The sequence below is a fragment of the Arenimonas composti TR7-09 = DSM 18010 genome (assembly GCF_000426365.1).
Taxonomy (GTDB): Bacteria; Pseudomonadota; Gammaproteobacteria; order Xanthomonadales; family Xanthomonadaceae; genus Arenimonas; species Arenimonas composti.
Genome location: NZ_AUFF01000001.1, coordinates 280,523 through 297,557, shown reverse-complemented (window position 1 = coordinate 297,557; position 17,035 = coordinate 280,523). Strand labels below are relative to the sequence as shown.

Genomic DNA, 17,035 nt, shown 5'->3' with positions numbered 1-17,035 from the left:
CTCAGCCGCCGCCTCCGCCCGGCTTGCCGTGGATCCCGCCGCGCGTCAGCGCGGCCGGATCCAGCAGCCGGCGCAGCTCCCTCTCCTCGAGGCCCGAACGTTCCCGGGCCACGTCCAGCACCGGCCGCCCCTCGCGGTAGGCCTGCTTGGCGATCGCCGCGGCGGCCTCGTAACCGATCACCGGGTTCAGCGCCGTCACCAGGATCGGATTGCGCGCCAGCGCCTCCTGCAGGCGGTCGTGGCGCACGCGGAAACCGGCGATCGCCTTGTCTGCCAGCACGCGCATCGCGTTCGCCAGCAGTTCGATCGACTGCAGCAGGTTGTGCGCGATCACCGGCAGCATCACGTTGAGCTGGAAGTTGCCGCTGGCGCCGGCGACGGTGACCGTCGCGTGGTTGCCGATCACCTGCGCGCAGACCATGCACAGGGCTTCCGGGATCACCGGATTGACCTTGCCCGGCATGATCGAGCTGCCCGGCTGCAGCGCCGGTAGTTCGATCTCGCCGAGGCCGGCCAGCGGGCCGGAATTCATCCAGCGCAGGTCGTTGCCGATTTTCATCAACGTCGCCGCGAGCGCATTGAGCTGGCCGGACAGTTCGACCGCGCCGTCCTGCGCCGCGATCCCCTCGAACAGGTTGTCGGCGCGGCGGAAGCGCAGCTTCGTCTGCCGGGCCAGCCCGGCGGCGACGCGGCGGCCGAAGCGCGGGTCGGCATTGATGCCGGTGCCGACCGCGGTGCCGCCGATCGGCAGCGCCTGCAGCCGCGTCAGGCTGTCGCCGATGCGCGCGGCCGCGCTGTCCAGTTGCGCCGACCAGGCGCCGAGCTCCTGCGCCAGCGTCACCGGCATCGCGTCCATCAGGTGGGTGCGGCCGGTCTTGACCGCGCCCTTCAGCCCGCGGGCGCGACGGTCGATGCTCCGGCGCAGGTGCAGGAGCGCCGGCAGCAGCTGCTCGCGGCAGCCCAGCGCCGCCGCCACCTGGATCGCGGTCGGCACCACGTCGTTCGAGCTCTGGCCCATGTTGACGTGGTCGTTCGGGTGCACCGGGGCGCCCAGCGCGCGCGTCGCCAGGCTGGCGATCACCTCGTTCGCGTTCATGTTGCTGGACGTGCCGGAACCGGTCTGGAACACGTCGACCGGGAAATGGCCGTCGACGTCGCCGGCGGCGACCTGCAGCGCCGCTTCGCGCACCGCCGCGGCGACATCCTCCGGCAGGTGACCGAGGCCGGCGTTCGCGTCGGCCGCCGCCGCCTTGATCAGCCCGAGCGCGCGGATGAAGCCGCGCGGCATGGGCAGGCCGGAGATCGGGAAGTTGTCGACGGCGCGCTGGGTCTGGGCGCCATAGAGCGCTTCGGCCGGCACCTCGAGGGTGCCGAGGCTGTCGTGTTCGGTGCGGGTGGCCATGGTCGGCTCCGTTGGAAAACCGGGGTCAGAGTACAATTCCCGCCCCCGCTGAGCCCGAGCCCGATGCCATGTCCGATGCCGCCCTGACCGCCCTTTCGCCGCTGGACGGCCGCTACGCCGGCAAGGCGGCCGCACTGCGGCCGGTGTTCTCGGAGGCCGGGCTGATCCGCGCCCGCATCCGGGTCGAGGTGGAATGGCTGCTGGCGCTGGCCGCCGAGCCGGGCATCGTCGAACTGTCCGCGCTGTCGGAAGGCGCGACGTCCCGCCTGCGTGGCCTGGTCGACGACTTCTCGAACGCCGACGCCGCCCGGGTCAAGGAGATCGAGCGCACGACCAACCACGACGTCAAGGCGGTCGAGTACTTCATCAAGGAGCGGCTGCGCGACGACGCCGAGCTCGCCCCGGCGCTGGAGTTCGTGCATTTCGCCTGCACCAGCGAGGACATCAACAACCTCGCCTATGCGCTGATGCTGCGCGAGGGCATGGCCAGTGTGCTGGCCCCGGCGACCGCCGGCGTGGTCGAGACGCTGCGGGCGATGGCGCACGACCTGGCCGAGCTGCCGATGCTGTCGCGCACGCACGGCCAGACCGCGTCGCCGACGACGCTGGGCAAGGAGCTCGCGAACGTCGTCGCCCGCCTGCAGCGCCAGGTCGCGATCCGCGACCGCATCGAATTCCCGGGCAAGATCAACGGCGCCGTCGGCAACTACAACGCCCACGTCGTCGCCTACCCGGACGTCGACTGGGCGGCCTTCGCGCAGCGCTTCGTCGGCTCGCTGGGCCTCGACTTCAATCCGTACACGACCCAGATCGAACCGCACGACGGCATCGCCGAGCTCTGCGACGCGCAGCGGCGCATCAACACGATCCTGGTCGACCTGTGCCGCGACGTCTGGGGCTACATCTCGCTGGGTTATTTCCGCCAGGCGGTGAAGGCCGGCGAAGTCGGCAGCTCGACGATGCCGCACAAGGTCAACCCGATCGACTTCGAGAACGCCGAGGGCAACTTCGGCCTCGCCAACGCCCTGCTGGGCCACTTCGCCGAGAAGCTGCCGATCAGCCGCTGGCAGCGCGACCTGACCGACTCGACGGTGCTGCGCGCCCTCGGCACCGCCTTCGGCCACACGCTGATCGCGCTGGATGCGCTGCAGCGCGGCCTCGGCAAGCTGAGCGCGAATGCCGATCGCCTCGCAGCCGACCTCGACGCCGCCTGGGAAGTGCTGGCCGAGCCGGTGCAGACGGTGATGCGCCGCCACGGCCTGCCGAACCCCTACGAACAACTGAAGGAGCTGACCCGCGGCCAGGGCATCGATGCCGAGGCGATGCGCGCCTTCATCGCCGGCCTGGACCTGCCCGCGGACGCGAAGGCACGGCTGGCGGCCCTGAGCCCGGGCAGCTACACCGGCCTCGCCGCGAAGCTGGCCCGCGCGATCTGAATTGACGGGGATCAACGACGATCCGGCCACGGGGCGCCATTATCCCCGGACTTTCTTCCCGCCCCCCGGTGCCGAGACTGCCATGAAGACCCCAGCGATCGAGGTCCAGGGAAGCGCCCGCCAGCCGCTCGGCATGCCGCCGGCGGCTTTCCTGCGGGATTACTGGCAGAAGCGGCCACTGCTGATCCGCCAGGCCTTCCCCGGCTTCGTTTCGCCGATGACGCCGGAAGACCTCGCCGGACTCGCCTGCGAGGAGGCCGCGCTGGCGCGGATCGTGAGCCACGACCGCCGCCGCGACCGCTGGCAGCTGCGTACCGGCCCGTTCGCCGAGGAAGACTTCCCGGCGATGCCCGACCACGACTGGACCCTGCTGGTGCAGGACGTCGACAAGTGGGACATGGACGTGCGCGCCCTGCTCGCGCATTTCCGCTTCCTGCCGGCCTGGCGGCTCGACGACATCATGGTCAGCTTCGCGGCACCGGGCGGCTCGGTCGGCGCCCATGTCGACCAGTACGACGTGTTCCTGCTGCAGGCACACGGCCACCGCCGCTGGCTGATCGACAGCCGTCCCGACGCACCGACCGCGTTCCGCGACGACGCCGAACTCAAGCTGCTGCGCGAATTCCACCCCGACCACGACTGGGTACTGGCGCCCGGCGACATGCTCTACCTGCCGCCCGGCGTGCCCCACCACGGCGTCGCCACCGACGCCTGCCTGACGTTCTCGGTCGGCATGCGGGCACCGTCGGCGGCGGAACTGATCCTCGACGCGGTCGAGGAACTGGTCGCCGGCCTGCCCGAGGAACGCCGCTATGCCGACCCCGACCTGGCCCTGCCGGCCGACGCCCACGAGATCGACGACGCCGCCTTCGCCCGCGTGCACGCCGCGCTGGCGCCGCTGCGCGCGCTCGACGAGGCCGGCCTGCGCGACTGGTTCGGCCGCTTCGTCACCCGCTACCGCGCCGCCGGCGAGATCGCGCCGCCGGCAAGACCGCCGAAGCCCGATGCCGTGGCGGCGGCCCTCGCCGCCGGCGGCCGCCTGCTGCGCCATCCGCATGCCCGCCATGCCTGGGCCCGCGAAGGCCGCCGCGCCCGCCTGCACGCCAACGGCGGCAGCTGGGCCCTCGGGGTCGCCGACGCCCGCCGCCTCGCCGGCGCCGACACGCTGACCGCCGCCGATTTCGATGCCCTCGGCACCGACGGCCGCGCGGCGCTGTTCGCCCTGGTCGAACGCGGCCACTATCTCCTCCAGAAGAAGCCCCGCAGGTGACGCCATGATCCCGACCGGTTTCCACGTCCAGCCCGCCGACTTCCAGACCGACCAGGCCGACCTGCGCAGCGTGCGCGAAACGGTGTTCGTGCTCGAGCAGGGCGTGCCCGCCGACATGGAGGAGGACGCGTTCGACGCCAGCGCCTGGCATGTGATCGCCCGCGACGAGGCCGGCCGCGCGATCGGCACCGGCCGGCTGACCCGCGAGAAGAAGATCGGCCGCATGGCCGTGCTGCCGGAATGGCGCGGCCGCGGTGTCGGCGACGCCCTGCTGATCGCCCTGCTCGACCACGCCCGCCATCTAGGCTGGAGCGAAGTCGGCCTGCACGCCCAGGTCACTGCCGAGGCCTTCTACGCGCGCCACGGCTTCCAGCCCTGCGGCGAGCGCTTCGACGAAGCCGGCATCCAGCACCAGGCGATGCGCCTTGAACTGACCCCGATGCCGGCACCGGAGCGGCGCGTGCCGGTGCGTGGCCCGTCGGTGCCCGCGCAGCCGGTGACCGACCTGCGCGAGGCGATCGCCGCGGTGCTGGCGCTGGTGAAGGCCGCGCGCCGCGAGATCCTCATCTATACCCGCGACCTCGAACCGGCCCTCTACGGCGATGCGCAGGTGCTGGAAGCGCTGCGCGAGTTCGCCATCGCCGGCCGCGGCGGCGTCGTGCGGATTCTGCTGCAGGAACCGGTCTCGCTGGCCTCCAGCGGGCACCCGCTGATGGCCATGGCGCAGCGGCTGAGCACGGTCTTCCAGTTCCGCACGCCGGTCGACCCGATCGACCACCAGTACCCCTCCGCCTTCCTCGCCAACGACCACGACGGCTTCCTGTTCCGCGTGCTGGGCAGCCGCTGGGACGGCGACTGGAGCCCGGCGCAGGCGGCGCACACCCGCCAGTTGCAGGAGCATTTCGGCAACGTCTGGGAGCGCTCGCGCGAGGTCAGCGAACTGCGTGCGCTGGGCATCTGAAGCCCGCCCCGGCTATAATCGCCGGCCTTGTCGCGACCCCGGTCGCCGCAGGGCCTTTCCATTCCTTTCAACCACTTAGCCACCCGGACGGGGGCTCAGGCCAGGGTCGTGGACAGTCTGATCAAGCAATTCAAGCAGACCTCTCAGCTCGCCGGCGGCAATGCCGCCTTCATCGAAGACCTGTACGAGCAGTACCTGGTCGATCCCGACAGCGTCCCCGCCCAGTGGAAAACCTATTTCGACGGCTTCCGTGGCCGCGAGGCCGGCGACGTCCCGCATTCGGCCGTCATGGCGAACGTGCAGGCCGCGGCGAAAGCCGGCGGCGGCAGCCTCGACGATGAATCCGCACGCCGCCAGACCGCGGTCGGCAAGCTGGTCACCGCCTACCGCTCGCGCGGCCACCTGGCCGCGAAGCTCGACCCGCTGGGCATGGCGCCCAACCTCGCGCCGCCGGACCTGACCCCGGCCGGCCATGGCCTGAGCGACGCCGACCTCGACCGCGAGTTCGCCGTCGACACCCGTTTCGGCAAGCCGAAGTTCAAGCTGCGCGAACTGCTCGCGACGCTGCAGGCGACCTACTCGGGCAGCATCGGCGCCGAGTTCATGCACATCGCCGACGCCACCCAGCGGCACTGGATGCAGGCGCGGCTGGAATCGGCCGCCGGCCGTTTCGCCTTCAGCGCCGACGAGCGCCTGCGCCTGCTCGAGCGGCTCACCGCCGCCGAGGGCCTGGAGCGCTACCTGCATACGAAGTACGTCGGCCAGAAGCGCTTCTCGCTGGAAGGCGGCGACGCGCTGATCCCGCTGATGGACGTGCTGGTGCGCCGCGGCGGCAGCGCCGGCGTCAAGGACGTCGTGATCGGCATGGCCCACCGCGGCCGCCTGAACGTGCTCGTGAACACCCTCGGCAAGCCGCCGCAGAAGCTGTTCGCCGAGTTCGAGGGCAAGTTCGACCACGTCGACGATCCCGCGCACAGCGGCGACGTCAAGTACCACATGGGTTTCTCCGCCGACGTGTCCACGCCGGGCGGTCCGGTGCACCTGGCGCTGGCCTTCAATCCCTCGCACCTGGAGATCGTCGACCCGGTGGTCGCCGGTTCGGTGCGCGCGCGGCAGATGCGCCGCGAGGATTCGGCGCGGCAGCAGGTGATGCCGGTGCTGATCCACGGCGACGCCGCGTTCGCCGGCCAGGGCGTGGTGATGGAACTGTTCCAGATGTCGCAGGCGCGCGGCTTCGCGGTCGGCGGCACGGTGCACATCGTCGTCAACAACCAGGTCGGCTTCACCACCAGCCGCCCGGACGACGCGCGTTCGACCCTTTACGCGACCGACCCGGCGAAGATCATCGGCGCGCCGGTGCTGCACGTGAACGGCGACGACCCGGAGGCGGTGGCGTTCTGCGCCCAGCTGGCCTTCGACTTCCGCCGCGAGTTCAACCGCGACATCGTGATCGACCTGGTCTGCTACCGCCGCCACGGCCACAACGAGGCCGACGAGCCGGCGGCGACGCAGCCGCTGATGTACCGCAACATCCGCGCCCGCAAGACCACCCGCGAGCTGTACGCCGACCGCCTGGTCGCCGACGGCGTGCTCGACGCCGCCGCCACGAAGGCGATGGTCGACGGCTACCGCGACAAGCTCGACAAGGGCGACCTGACCACGGAACTGGCGAAGGTCGGCCCCGACCCCTACGCGGTCGACTGGAGCAGCTGGCTGCACGGCACCCTCGCCGATGCGGTCGCCACCGGCGTGGAGCGCGAGCGCCTCGACGCCCTCGCCCGCCGCATCAACACCCTGCCCGACGGCCTGAAGCTGCATCCGCGCGTCGCCAAGATCTACGACGACCGCCGCAGGATGGCCGCCGGCGAGCTGGCGATGGACTGGGGCTTCGCCGAGAACCTGGCCTACGCCACCCTGATCGAGGAAGGCATGAAGCTGCGCCTGGTCGGCCAGGACGCCGGCCGCGGCACCTTCTTCCACCGCCACGCGGTGCTGCACGACCAGGACAGCGGCGAGTCGCACATGCCGCTGCGTGAGCTGGTCGGCAATCCCGAACACGTGATGGTGATCGACTCGCTGCTCAGCGAGGAAGCGGTGATGGCCTTCGAATACGGCTATTCGACCGCCGAGCCGACCACGCTGAACATCTGGGAAGGCCAGTTCGGCGACTTCGCCAACGGCGCCCAGGTGGTGATCGACCAGTTCATCACCTCCGGCGAATCGAAGTGGAACCGCCTCTGCGGCCTGGTGCTGTTCCTGCCGCACGGCTACGAAGGCCAGGGTCCCGAGCACAGCTCCGCGCGGCTCGAGCGCTTCCTGCAGCTGTGCGCGCTCGACAACATCCAGGTCTGCACGCCGACCACACCCGCGCAGATGTTCCACATGCTGCGCCGGCAGATGCTGCGCGCCACCCGCAAGCCGCTGGTGGTGATGACGCCGAAGTCGATGCTGCGCCACAAGCTGTCGGTGTCGGCGCTCGACGAACTGGCCGGGGGCGAGTTCCGCACGCTGATCCCCGACTCCGTCTGCAAGGCGAAGAAGGCGCGCCGCGTCGTCGTCTGCGGCGGCAAGGTCTATTACGACCTGGTCGAGGCGATCGAGGCGCGCGGCATCGACGACGTCGCGATCGTGCGCGTCGAGCAGCTCTACCCGTTCCCGCGCGACCTGCTGGCGGCCGAGCTCAAGCGCTTCGCCCCGGCGAAGGAAGTGGTCTGGTGCCAGGAAGAGCCGATGAACCAGGGCGCCTGGTACCAGATCCGCCACCACCTCGACTTCTGCCTGGGCAAGGGCCAGTCGCTGAGCTACGCGGGGCGCGCGCGCTCGGCGGCGCCGGCGGCGGGCCACCTGAACACGCACAACGCCGAGCTGGCGAAACTGCTCGACGACGCGCTGGTCGCGCCGCCGAACAACCACACCTCCGAATGATCCTTCCATAGGACCTCGTCCATGAGCATCGAAGTCAAAGTCCCGGTCCTGCCGGAATCCGTGTCCGACGCCGTCATCGCCAGCTGGCACAAGAAGGTCGGCGACGCCGTGCGCCGCGACGAGAACCTGCTCGACCTCGAGACCGACAAGGTGGTGCTGGAAGTGCCCTCGCCGGTCGACGGCGTGCTGAAGGAACTGAAGTTCCAGGCCGGTGACACCGTCACCAGCCAGCAGGTCGTGGCGGTCATCGAGGAAGGCGCGGTCGCCGCCGCCCCCGCCCCTGCTTCTGTAGGAGCGCCTTCAGGCGCGAATGCTCCGGCGGCGGGGGGAAGCATCGCGGCTAAAGCCGCTCCTACGGCCGCTCCTACGGCCGCTCCTACAGCGGGTTCTTCGGCGGCGCCTGCCGGCCTGCCGCCCGGCGCCGCCGCGCACGCCGCCCGCAACGACGTGAACCCGGCCGATGTCGCCGGCACCGGCCGCGGCGGCCGCGTGACCAAGGAAGACATCGTCAACCACATCAAGGTCGGCGGCGGCGCCCGTCCCGAGCAGCGCGTGCCGATGACGCGCATCCGCCAGCGCATCGCCGAGCGGATGATGCAGTCGAAGAACTCGATCGCGATGCTGACCTCGTTCAACGAGGTCAACCTCGGGAAGGTCATGGCGATGCGCAAGGAGCTCGGCGAGGGCTTCGAGAAGTCGCACGGCATCAAGCTCGGCTTCATGAGCTTCTTCGCCAAGGCCGCCGCGAACGCGCTGCAGAAGTTCCCGATCGTCAACGCCTCGGTCGACGGCAACGACGTGATCTACCACGGCTATGCCGACATCTCGATCGCGGTCGCGACCGACAAGGGCCTGGTGACGCCGGTGCTGCGCAACGTCGAGAACATGAGCTTCGCCGACGTCGAAGGCGCGATCGCCGGTTACGCGAAGCAGGCGCGCGAAGGCGGCCTGAAGCTCGAGGACCTGCAGGGCGGCACGTTCACCATCACCAATGGCGGCACCTTCGGCTCGCTGATGTCGACGCCGATCGTCAACCCGCCGCAGTCGGCGATCCTGGGCATGCACGCCATCAAGGAGCGCCCGATCGCCGAGAACGGCCAGGTCGTGATCGCGCCGATGATGTACATCGCGCTGAGCTACGACCACCGCATCATCGACGGCAAGGACGCGGTGCTGTTCCTGGTCGACATCAAGAACCAGCTCGAGAACCCGCATCGGATGCTGCTGGGGCTTTGAGGGCCTGGCGGCAGAAACGATATGAAGCCAAGAAGTGAGAAATGAAGTCGTAGCGCTGCCGCTCTCTTCATTTCTCATTTCTCACTTTTCATTTCTCATCTCCATCCACCATTTTCTGGCGCGATGCGCCGAGGTAGCAGCAAATGGCAGAGCAGTACGACGTAGTCGTCATCGGCGCCGGCCCCGCCGGCTACCACGCGGCCATCCGCGCCGCGCAGCTGGGCCTGAAGACGGCCTGCATCGACGCCGCCGTGTGGAAGGACGGCAAGCCGGCGCTCGGCGGCACCTGCCTGCGCGTCGGCTGCATCCCGTCCAAGGCGCTGCTCGACAGCTCGCGCCAGTGGCACAACCTGCACCACCTGTTCGCCGAGCACGGCATCACCACGAGCGACGCGAAGATCGACGTCGCGGCGATGGTCGGCCGCAAGGACAGGATCGTCAAACAGTTCACCGGCGGCATCGCCCAGCTGTTCAAGGCGAACAGGATCACCGCGTACTACGGCTTCGGCGTGCTGCACCCCGACCGCATCGTCAAGGTGAAGCAGCACGACGGCAGCGAGGTCGAGCTGCAGGGCAAGCACGTGATCCTCGCCGCCGGCTCCGACTCGATCGAGCTGCCGTTCGCGAAGTTCGACGGCGACCGCATCGTCGACAACGTCGGCGCGCTCGACTTCAGCGAAGTGCCGAAGCGTCTCGGCGTGATCGGTGCCGGCGTCATCGGCCTGGAACTCGGCAGCGTCTGGAAGCGCCTCGGCGCCGAGGTGACCATCCTCGAGGCGATGCCGGACTTCCTCGCCGCCGCCGACGCGGAAGTGAGCAAGGTCGCCGCCCGCGAATTCAAGAAGCAGGGTCTCGACATCCGCCTCGGCGCCAAGGTCTCGAAGGCCGAGGTGAAGAAGGACGGCGTGCACCTGAGCTATACCGACGCCAAGGGCGAACAGTCCCTGGTCGTCGACAAGCTGCTCGTCGCCGTCGGCCGTCGCGCCGCGACGAAGGGCCTGCTCGCCGACGGCACCGGCGTGAAGCTCGACCAGCGCGGCATGATCGAGGTCGACGCGCACTGCGCGACCGGCGTCGAGGGTGTCTGGGCGATCGGCGACTGCGTGCGCGGCCCGATGCTGGCGCACAAGGGCTTCGAGGAAGGCATCGCGGTCGCCGAACTGATCGCCGGCCTGCCCGGCCACGTCAATTTCGACACGATCCCGTGGGTGATCTACACCGAGCCGGAGATCGCCTGGGTCGGCAAGACCGAGCAGCAGCTCAAGGCCGAGGGCATCCCGTACAAGGCCGGCAGCTTCCCCTTCGCGGCGATCGGCCGCGCGGTGGCGATGGCCGAACCGGCGGGTTTCGTGAAGGTACTGGCGCACGAGGAGACCGATCGCATCCTCGGCATGCACCTGGTCGGCGTGAACGTCTCCGAGCTCGTGCACGAAGGCGTGCTGGCGATGGAGTTCCACGGTTCCGCCGAGGACCTGGCGCGCATCTGCCACGCGCACCCGACGCTTTCGGAGGCGATCCACGACGCCGCGATGGCGGTCGACAAGCGCGCCATCCACAAGGCCAACTGAGCCAACGTCGTTCCGTCAGGAGGCGCCCCCCGGGCGCCTCTCGTCGTTTCAGGACCCGCAGAAAGGACCGCACCATGAGCACGCCCGCCGCCTTCCGCGCCTTCCGCATCCACGCCGACGGCGGCCACCGCGCCGGTCTCGAGACGCTCTCGCTCGACGACCTGTCTCCCGGCGAGGTGGTGATCCGCGCCGCCTGGTCCAGCGTCAACTACAAGGACGCGCTGGCGGGCACCGGCAGCGGCAGGATCCTGCGCCGCTCCCCGCTGGTCGGTGGCATCGACGTCGCCGGCCATGTGCTCGCGTCGACCGACCCGCGCTTCCGCGAAGGCGATGCAGTGCTCTGCACCGGCAGCGGCCTGTCGGAAACCCGCGACGGCGGCTATTCGGAGATCGTGCGCCTGCCGGCGGAATGGACGATTCCGCTGCCCGCCGGGCTCGACCTGCGCGAGGCGATGGTGCTCGGCACCGCCGGCTTCACCGCCGGCCTGTCGCTGCTGCGGATGGAGCAGAACGGGCAGACGCCGGAGGCCGGTCCGATCGTCGTCACCGGCGCCAGCGGCGGCGTCGGCAGCCTCGCGCTGGCGATCCTGAGCCGCGCCGGCTACGAGGCGCATGCGATCAGCGGCAAGCCCGAACATGCCGACTGGCTGCGCCGGCTCGGCGCCCGCGAGGTGCTGCCACGCGACACCCTCGCCGATGCGACGCGTCCGCTGGAAACCGCGCGCTGGGCCGGCGCGATCGACAACGTCGGCGACGCGACCCTCGCCGCGCTGACCCGCGTGATCCAGCCCTACGGCAACATCGCCAGTTGCGGACTCGCCGCCGGCCATGGCCTGGCGACGACGGTGATGCCCTTCATCATCCGCGGCGTGTCGCTGCTCGGCATCGCCTCCGCCGGCACGGCGCGGCCGATGCGCGAACAGGTGTGGGAGCGCCTCGCCGGGGCCTGGAAACCCGCCGACCTCGCGATGATCGCCACGGCCGAAACCGACCTCGACGCGCTGCCCGGCGTGTTCCCGAACATGCTGGCCGGCGGTTCCGTCGGACGAACGGTCGTTCGCCTCTGAACCCGGGTTGCGCCCGGACGGCACGCCCGGCATACAATCAGCCACCCGTTGGAGGCCTCTACATGTCCCGCATCCTGATCGTCGATGATTCCCCGTCCCAGCTGATGGGCATGAAGCGCATTGTCGAGAAACTCGGCCACGAGGCCCTGACGGCCGAGGACGGCGCCGCCGGCGTCGAGATGGCGAAGAAAGAGAAGCCCGACCTGATCCTGATGGACGTGGTGATGCCGAACCTCAACGGCTTCCAGGCCACCCGCGCGATCTCGAAGGAAGCCACCACCGCGCACATCCCGATCGTGCTGGTCACCACCAAGGACCAGGAGACCGACAAGGTCTGGGGCATGCGCCAGGGGGCCAAGGCCTACATCACCAAGCCCTTCAACGAGAACGCGCTCATCGAGGTCATCAACTCCCTTCTCGCCGGCGCCTGATCCACCCTCGCCCCCTTCCCGAAAACCCCGGCCTCGCCGGGGTTTTTCTTTTCCGGCGCACAGCCTTGCGAAGAGCCGCCGCCGGCTGGAGGGTTCGCGGGCGGCCGTCATGTGCAGTGGCCTGTGCGGACACGCATGAATACGTCCATGTAGCTCTTCGCGCACGTCCCTGTGCGCGAATCGAAGAGCCCCATGGATGGGTTCATGCGTGTCCGCGCCCGGCGATGCGCAGCCCGGCCACCCGCAGACCCTGCACCGGCGCGGCCGAAGTCCGGCTCAGGCGCGGCCGAATTACGGCTCAGGCCCGGCGCGGGTCGAAATCGAAGGTGGTGGCCATCTGGCGGTAGAGGGCTTTCTGGGCCTCGGTGCTGGCCTTCGGCGCGCGCACCTCGAGCTCGACGATCTGGTCGCCGGCGGGCGCACCGCCCCAGGCCGGCAGGCCACGGCCGCGCAGGCGCAGCTTGCGGCCGGTATCGGAATCCGGCGGCACGCGCACCTCGACCGCGCCGCCGAGGGTCGGCACGCTGACGGTGGCGCCGAGCGCCGCCTGCCAGGGCGCGACCGGCAGCGTGTAGAGGATGTTGCGGCCGTCGACCTCGAACTCGGCATGCGGCCGGTAGTCGACTTCCAGCAGCAGCGCCGCGCCGCGCTGGCCCTGGCCGGCGAGGCGGATCACCTTGCCGGGGCCGATGCCGGCGGGAATGTTGACGTCGAGCTTGCGGCCCTCGACCTCGATGCGCTGCTTGCCGCCGGTGTAGGCCAGCTCGAGCGGGATCGCCAGCTTGGCGCGGGTGTCGCCGGCCGGCTGCGCGCGTCCGCCGCGGCCGAAGCCGGCGCCGCGACCGCCGCCGAACAGCGATTCGAAGAAGTCGCTGAAGCCGCCGCCGCCACCGAAGTCGGTCTCGAAGCGGAAGCCGCCATTGCCGTTGCCGAAGCCGGCGCCGCCGAAATCCGGCGGCGGCCGGAAGTCGTCGCCGGGACGATAGCCGCGCGCCTTCAGCTGGTCGTAGGCGGCGCGCTTCTCCTTGTCGCGCAACACCTCGTAGGCCTCGTTGATCGCCTTGAAGCGCTCCTCGGCGCCGGCTTCCTTGCTGACGTCCGGGTGGTACTTGCGCGCCAGCCGGCGGTAGGCGCTCTTGATCTCGCCCTCGCCGGCCGACGGTTCGACGCCGAGCGTCTCGTAATAGTCCTTGAACTGCATCGTCGTCCTCTGCGAACACGAGACCCGCGGGTTCGCCGCGGGTCCCGATTCTACGCTGCGACGGTGAGCGCGCCGCTCACGTCACCTGGATGCGGCGTGGCGTGGTCTCCGGCCGCTTCGGGATCGCGATCTCGATCACGCCGTGCCGGCCGGTCGCGGTGATGCCGTCGGCATCGGCACTGTCGGGCAGCGCGAAGCGGCGGAAGAACACGCCGTGCGCGCGCTCGATGCGGGTATAGCCCTCGTGCTGCTCGGCGGCTTCGGTATTGCGCTCGCCCTTGATCGACAGGATGCCCTTGTCCATCTGCACCTCGATCTTCTCCGGGTCGACGCCCGGCAGGTCGGCGTAGATCACGAAGCGCTGCGCTTCCTCGCGGATGTCGACGCGCGGCACCCACTGTGCGGTGACGACGTTCGACGCGTCGGTGTCGTCGGGCTGGAAGAACTTGTCGAACACCTGGCGGATCTCTTCCTGCAGGTGGCGCGGGCTCGGGTAACGGCTCATGTTCATCGCGGTGTCTCCATGGTTCGGGCGGCGTCGGCGCCGCGTCCTGGCCCGGATCTAGGGTCGCGGTGCGCGCCTTCAAGGTCGGGCGTCGCCGCGGCCACCGGCGCGTCCGCGGGCGTTTAGAATTCGCTTCCCAACCGCAGGAGACGCCCATGTCCATCCAGCCCGGCGATCGCATCCCCGACGCCACCCTGAATCAACTGCGCGACGGCGTGCAGGCGGTCTCCACCCGCGAACTGTTCGACGGCCGCAAGGTCGTGCTGTTCGCGGTGCCCGGCGCCTTCACCCCGACCTGTTCGGAGAAGCACCTGCCGGGCTTCGTCGAGCGCATCGACGACTTCCGCGCGCGCGGCGTCAGCGTCGCCTGCCTGGCGGTCAACGACGCCTTCGTGATGGATGCCTGGGGCAAGAGCCAGAACGTGCCCGCGGACCTGCTGATGCTCGCCGACGGCAACGGTGCCTTCGTGCAGGCGCTCGGCCTCGAACTCGACGCCAGCGCCTTCGGCATGGGCCTGCGCGCGAAGCGCTTCGCGCTGTACGCCGAAGACGGCGTGGTGAAGCAGGTGTTCGTCGAGGCGCCGGGGGAGTTCCGGGTCAGCACCGCGGAGCACGTGCTGGCTGCGATCGGCGGCTGAGGTCTCCGGCCCGGGCGTGGCGCGTGCGATCTAGCGGAGAACTTCGACCTCGACTTCGTCCCAGGCGCCGGACTCGGCCAGCGCGGTGATGCGGAAGCCGCCCGGCTCGGCGAAGGCGCGGGTCCAGTGGCGGGAGCCGACCGTTTCGCCGGCGAGGCGGCCGTTGACCAGCCAGCGCACCCGGCCCGGCGTGCCGAGCGCGCGCAGGCGCAGCGTCGCGGCGCGGTCGCTGTTCGGCGGGCGGGCGATGCGGCTGCGCGGGCCGAGACCGTCGATGCGCAGCGTCTCCATCGCCGCGAACGAATCCGCGGCGCAGTCGGCCGCGAGCGGCGGGATCGCCGCGGCCCGGCGTTCCGCCAGCGGCAGCCAGGGATAGGCCAGGCTCGGCCAGCGCGCGAACTCGTGGCGCCGGCGCCGGTGTTCGCCGGTGCAGGTCGCCGACAGCCGTTCGCCGCTGGCGGCATCGACGTCGACGGCGAGCCGGCCGGCGCCCCAGGCGCGGGTTTCGCGCTCCGGCAGGGTCGGCGGCAGCATGCCGGCGAGCGCCAGGGCCTGCCGCTTCTGCCGGCACAGCTGCGGCGCATGCGGATCCGGTGGCAGGCCCAGCGGCCAGCAGATCTCGACCCGCTGCACACTGTCGGGGAGCGTCCGCGCGCCAGCATCGCCGGGACGCACCGGCAGGCTGTCGATCACCTCGAACAACAGCGGCAAGGCGGTGATCGCGCCGTACTGGCCGGGCAGTGGCGTGCCATCCGGGCGCCCGACCCAGACCCCGACGGTCCAGCGCCGGGTGCCGCCCAGCGCCCACGCATCGCGAAAACCGAAGCTGGTGCCGGTCTTCCACGCGACCGGCGGCCGGCCGGTGCGGTCGAACACGTCCTCGCGCTGGCCCGGCCGGCCGTGCTGCTCGAGGATCTCGCGGACGATCCAGGCCGCGCCCGGTGACATCAGCCGGCGCTCCTGCAGCGGCGCGTCGGCGCGGTAGCGCACGTTCGCCGCGAGACCGTCGCGGTTGAATGCGGCGAAGGCGCCGACCAGCTCTTCGAGGCGGGTGCCGGTGCCACCGAGGATGATCGCGAGGTTCGGCTTCGCACCGCGCGGCAGCCGCAGGCTGAGCCCGGCGTGCGCGAGACGGGCGGTGAAGCGCGCCGGGCCGAGGCGGTCGAGCAGGTCCACCGCCGGCACGTTCAGCGACAGCCGCAGCGCATCGGCGACCGACACCGGTCCGTTGAAGCTCGGGTCGAAGTTCACCGGGCGGTAGTCGCCGAAGCTCTGCGGCGCATCGACCAGCAGGCTCTCCGAATGCACCAGGCCGTCGTCGATCGCCAGCGCGTAGAGGAAGGGTTTCAGCGTCGAGCCCGGCGAGCGCGTCGCGCGCACCATGTCGACGTGGCCGAGGCTGGTCGGATCGGCGAAAGCCAGCGAGCCGACGTAGGCGCGCGCCGTCATCGTCTCGTTGTCGACCACCAGCAGCGCCGCCGAGGTGCGCTCCGGCAGGCGCGCGAAATAGGCCGTGACGCGCTCCTCGAGGGCCCGCTGCAGGTCGGCGTCGATCGTGCTGGTGATGCGCGCCTCGCCCGGCGCGGCCGCGCGCAGCCGCTGGGCGAGCAGCGCCGCCGACAGCGGCGGCTGCAGGCGACGTGCGACCACCGCTTCGATGCGCGCGTCGGCGACGTCTTCCGCGCTCCAGACGCCGAGCGCCTGCATCCTCGCCAGCACCTTGTCACGCGCCACCCGCGCCGCGTCCGGCGCGCGGTCGGGGCGCAACCGGCTCGGTGCCTGCGGCAGCACCGCCAGCAGCGCCGCCTCCGCCTGCGACAGCTGCCGCGCCGGCTTGCCGAGGTAGGCCCAGCTCGCCGCCTCCACGCCCTCGACGGTGCCGCCGAAGGGCGCATGGTTGAGATAGATCGTCAGGATCTGGTCCTTCGACAGCCGCCATTCGAGCTGCAGCGCCCGCAACATCTGCCGCGCCTTGCCGAATACGGTGCGCGGATGCGGCTCGATGATCCGCGCGACCTGCATCGTCAGCGTCGAGCCACCGGAAATGACGTCGCCGTGGCGCGCCCACTGCCAGCCGGCGCGCAGCATCGCCACCGGATTGACGCCGCGGTGCCAGCGGAACCAGCGGTCCTCGTAGTTGACCAGGGCCTCGAGATAGGCCGGCGACACCTGGTCGATCGTGACCGGATAGCGCCAGACGCCGTCGGCATCGGCGAAGGCACGCAGCGGCTGGCCATCGGCCGCGAGCACGACGGTGGCGCCGCCACCCTCCGGCAGTGGCGGCGGGAACAGGCGGTCGGCGAGCCACAGCCCGCCGAGCACCAGCGCCACCGCCCAGGCCGCGCGCCGCCATCCCGGCCGGCGGCGCGCTGGCGCAGGCACCGGAGCCGGGGCT

General features: G+C 70.7%; 13 protein-coding genes. 9 read left to right on the top strand and 4 right to left on the bottom strand.

Annotation, left to right across the window (positions count from 1 at the left end; translation table 11 throughout):
• Nucleotide 1: 1 nt before the first annotated feature.
• Entirely contained in the window at nucleotides 2-1,402 is a 1,401-nt protein-coding gene (locus K311_RS0101395) for a class II fumarate hydratase (protein ID WP_026815830.1), read from the bottom strand.
• A 68-nt stretch (nucleotides 1,403-1,470) separates the two neighbouring features.
• Here K311_RS0101395 and purB point away from each other — a divergent pair, with 68 nt between their 5' ends.
• From purB to K311_RS0101355, 8 genes are all read left to right on the top strand, one after another.
• Nucleotides 1,471-2,838, top strand: coding sequence for an adenylosuccinate lyase (purB, locus tag K311_RS0101390; protein WP_026815829.1), 1,368 nt, complete (start codon nucleotides 1,471-1,473; stop codon nucleotides 2,836-2,838).
• 82 nt (nucleotides 2,839-2,920) lie between these two features.
• Nucleotides 2,921-4,108, top strand: a complete 1,188-nt coding sequence (locus K311_RS0101385) for a cupin domain-containing protein (protein WP_026815828.1) — start codon at nucleotides 2,921-2,923, stop codon at nucleotides 4,106-4,108.
• 4 nt (nucleotides 4,109-4,112) lie between these two features.
• Nucleotides 4,113-5,069, top strand: a complete 957-nt coding sequence (locus tag K311_RS0101380; protein ID WP_026815827.1) for a GNAT family N-acetyltransferase — start codon at nucleotides 4,113-4,115, stop codon at nucleotides 5,067-5,069.
• A 108-nt stretch (nucleotides 5,070-5,177) separates the two neighbouring features.
• Nucleotides 5,178-7,994 carry a 2-oxoglutarate dehydrogenase E1 component gene (locus K311_RS0101375; protein WP_026815826.1) on the top strand — a complete coding sequence of 939 codons (2,817 nt, stop codon included), beginning with the start codon at nucleotides 5,178-5,180 and terminating at the stop codon, nucleotides 7,992-7,994.
• A 21-nt stretch (nucleotides 7,995-8,015) separates the two neighbouring features.
• A complete protein-coding gene (gene sucB, locus K311_RS0101370) occupies nucleotides 8,016-9,230 on the top strand; it encodes a dihydrolipoyllysine-residue succinyltransferase (protein WP_026815825.1) in 1,215 nt (404 codons plus the stop codon).
• A 143-nt stretch (nucleotides 9,231-9,373) separates the two neighbouring features.
• Entirely contained in the window at nucleotides 9,374-10,798 is a 1,425-nt protein-coding gene (lpdA, locus tag K311_RS0101365; protein WP_026815824.1) for a dihydrolipoyl dehydrogenase, read from the top strand.
• 74 nt (nucleotides 10,799-10,872) lie between these two features.
• On the top strand, nucleotides 10,873-11,865 hold the full coding sequence (locus K311_RS0101360; protein ID WP_026815823.1) for a YhdH/YhfP family quinone oxidoreductase: 993 nt from the start codon (nucleotides 10,873-10,875) through the stop codon (nucleotides 11,863-11,865).
• Between the two features lie 62 nt (nucleotides 11,866-11,927).
• The gene (locus K311_RS0101355) at nucleotides 11,928-12,296 is read left to right on the top strand and encodes a response regulator (protein WP_026815822.1); all 369 of its coding nucleotides are present in this window, start codon (nucleotides 11,928-11,930) and stop codon (nucleotides 12,294-12,296) included.
• A gap of 298 nt (nucleotides 12,297-12,594) precedes the next feature.
• On the opposite strand, the gene K311_RS0101350 is transcribed toward K311_RS0101355, so the two are convergent.
• Both K311_RS0101350 and K311_RS0101345 read right to left on the bottom strand, forming a co-directional pair.
• On the bottom strand, nucleotides 12,595-13,497 hold the full coding sequence (locus K311_RS0101350; protein WP_026815821.1) for a DnaJ C-terminal domain-containing protein: 903 nt from the start codon (nucleotides 13,495-13,497) through the stop codon (nucleotides 12,595-12,597).
• A 76-nt stretch (nucleotides 13,498-13,573) separates the two neighbouring features.
• On the bottom strand, nucleotides 13,574-14,008 hold the full coding sequence (locus tag K311_RS0101345; protein ID WP_026815820.1) for an Hsp20/alpha crystallin family protein: 435 nt from the start codon (nucleotides 14,006-14,008) through the stop codon (nucleotides 13,574-13,576).
• Between the two features lie 149 nt (nucleotides 14,009-14,157).
• Between K311_RS0101345 and K311_RS0101340 the strand changes: the two genes are divergently transcribed.
• Nucleotides 14,158-14,640, top strand: coding sequence for a peroxiredoxin (locus K311_RS0101340; protein WP_026815819.1), 483 nt, complete (start codon nucleotides 14,158-14,160; stop codon nucleotides 14,638-14,640).
• A gap of 30 nt (nucleotides 14,641-14,670) precedes the next feature.
• On the opposite strand, the gene pbpC is transcribed toward K311_RS0101340, so the two are convergent.
• The gene (pbpC, locus tag K311_RS14740; protein ID WP_425476561.1) at nucleotides 14,671-17,022 is read right to left on the bottom strand and encodes a penicillin-binding protein 1C; all 2,352 of its coding nucleotides are present in this window, start codon (nucleotides 17,020-17,022) and stop codon (nucleotides 14,671-14,673) included.
• Between the last annotated feature and the right edge of the window lie 13 nt (nucleotides 17,023-17,035).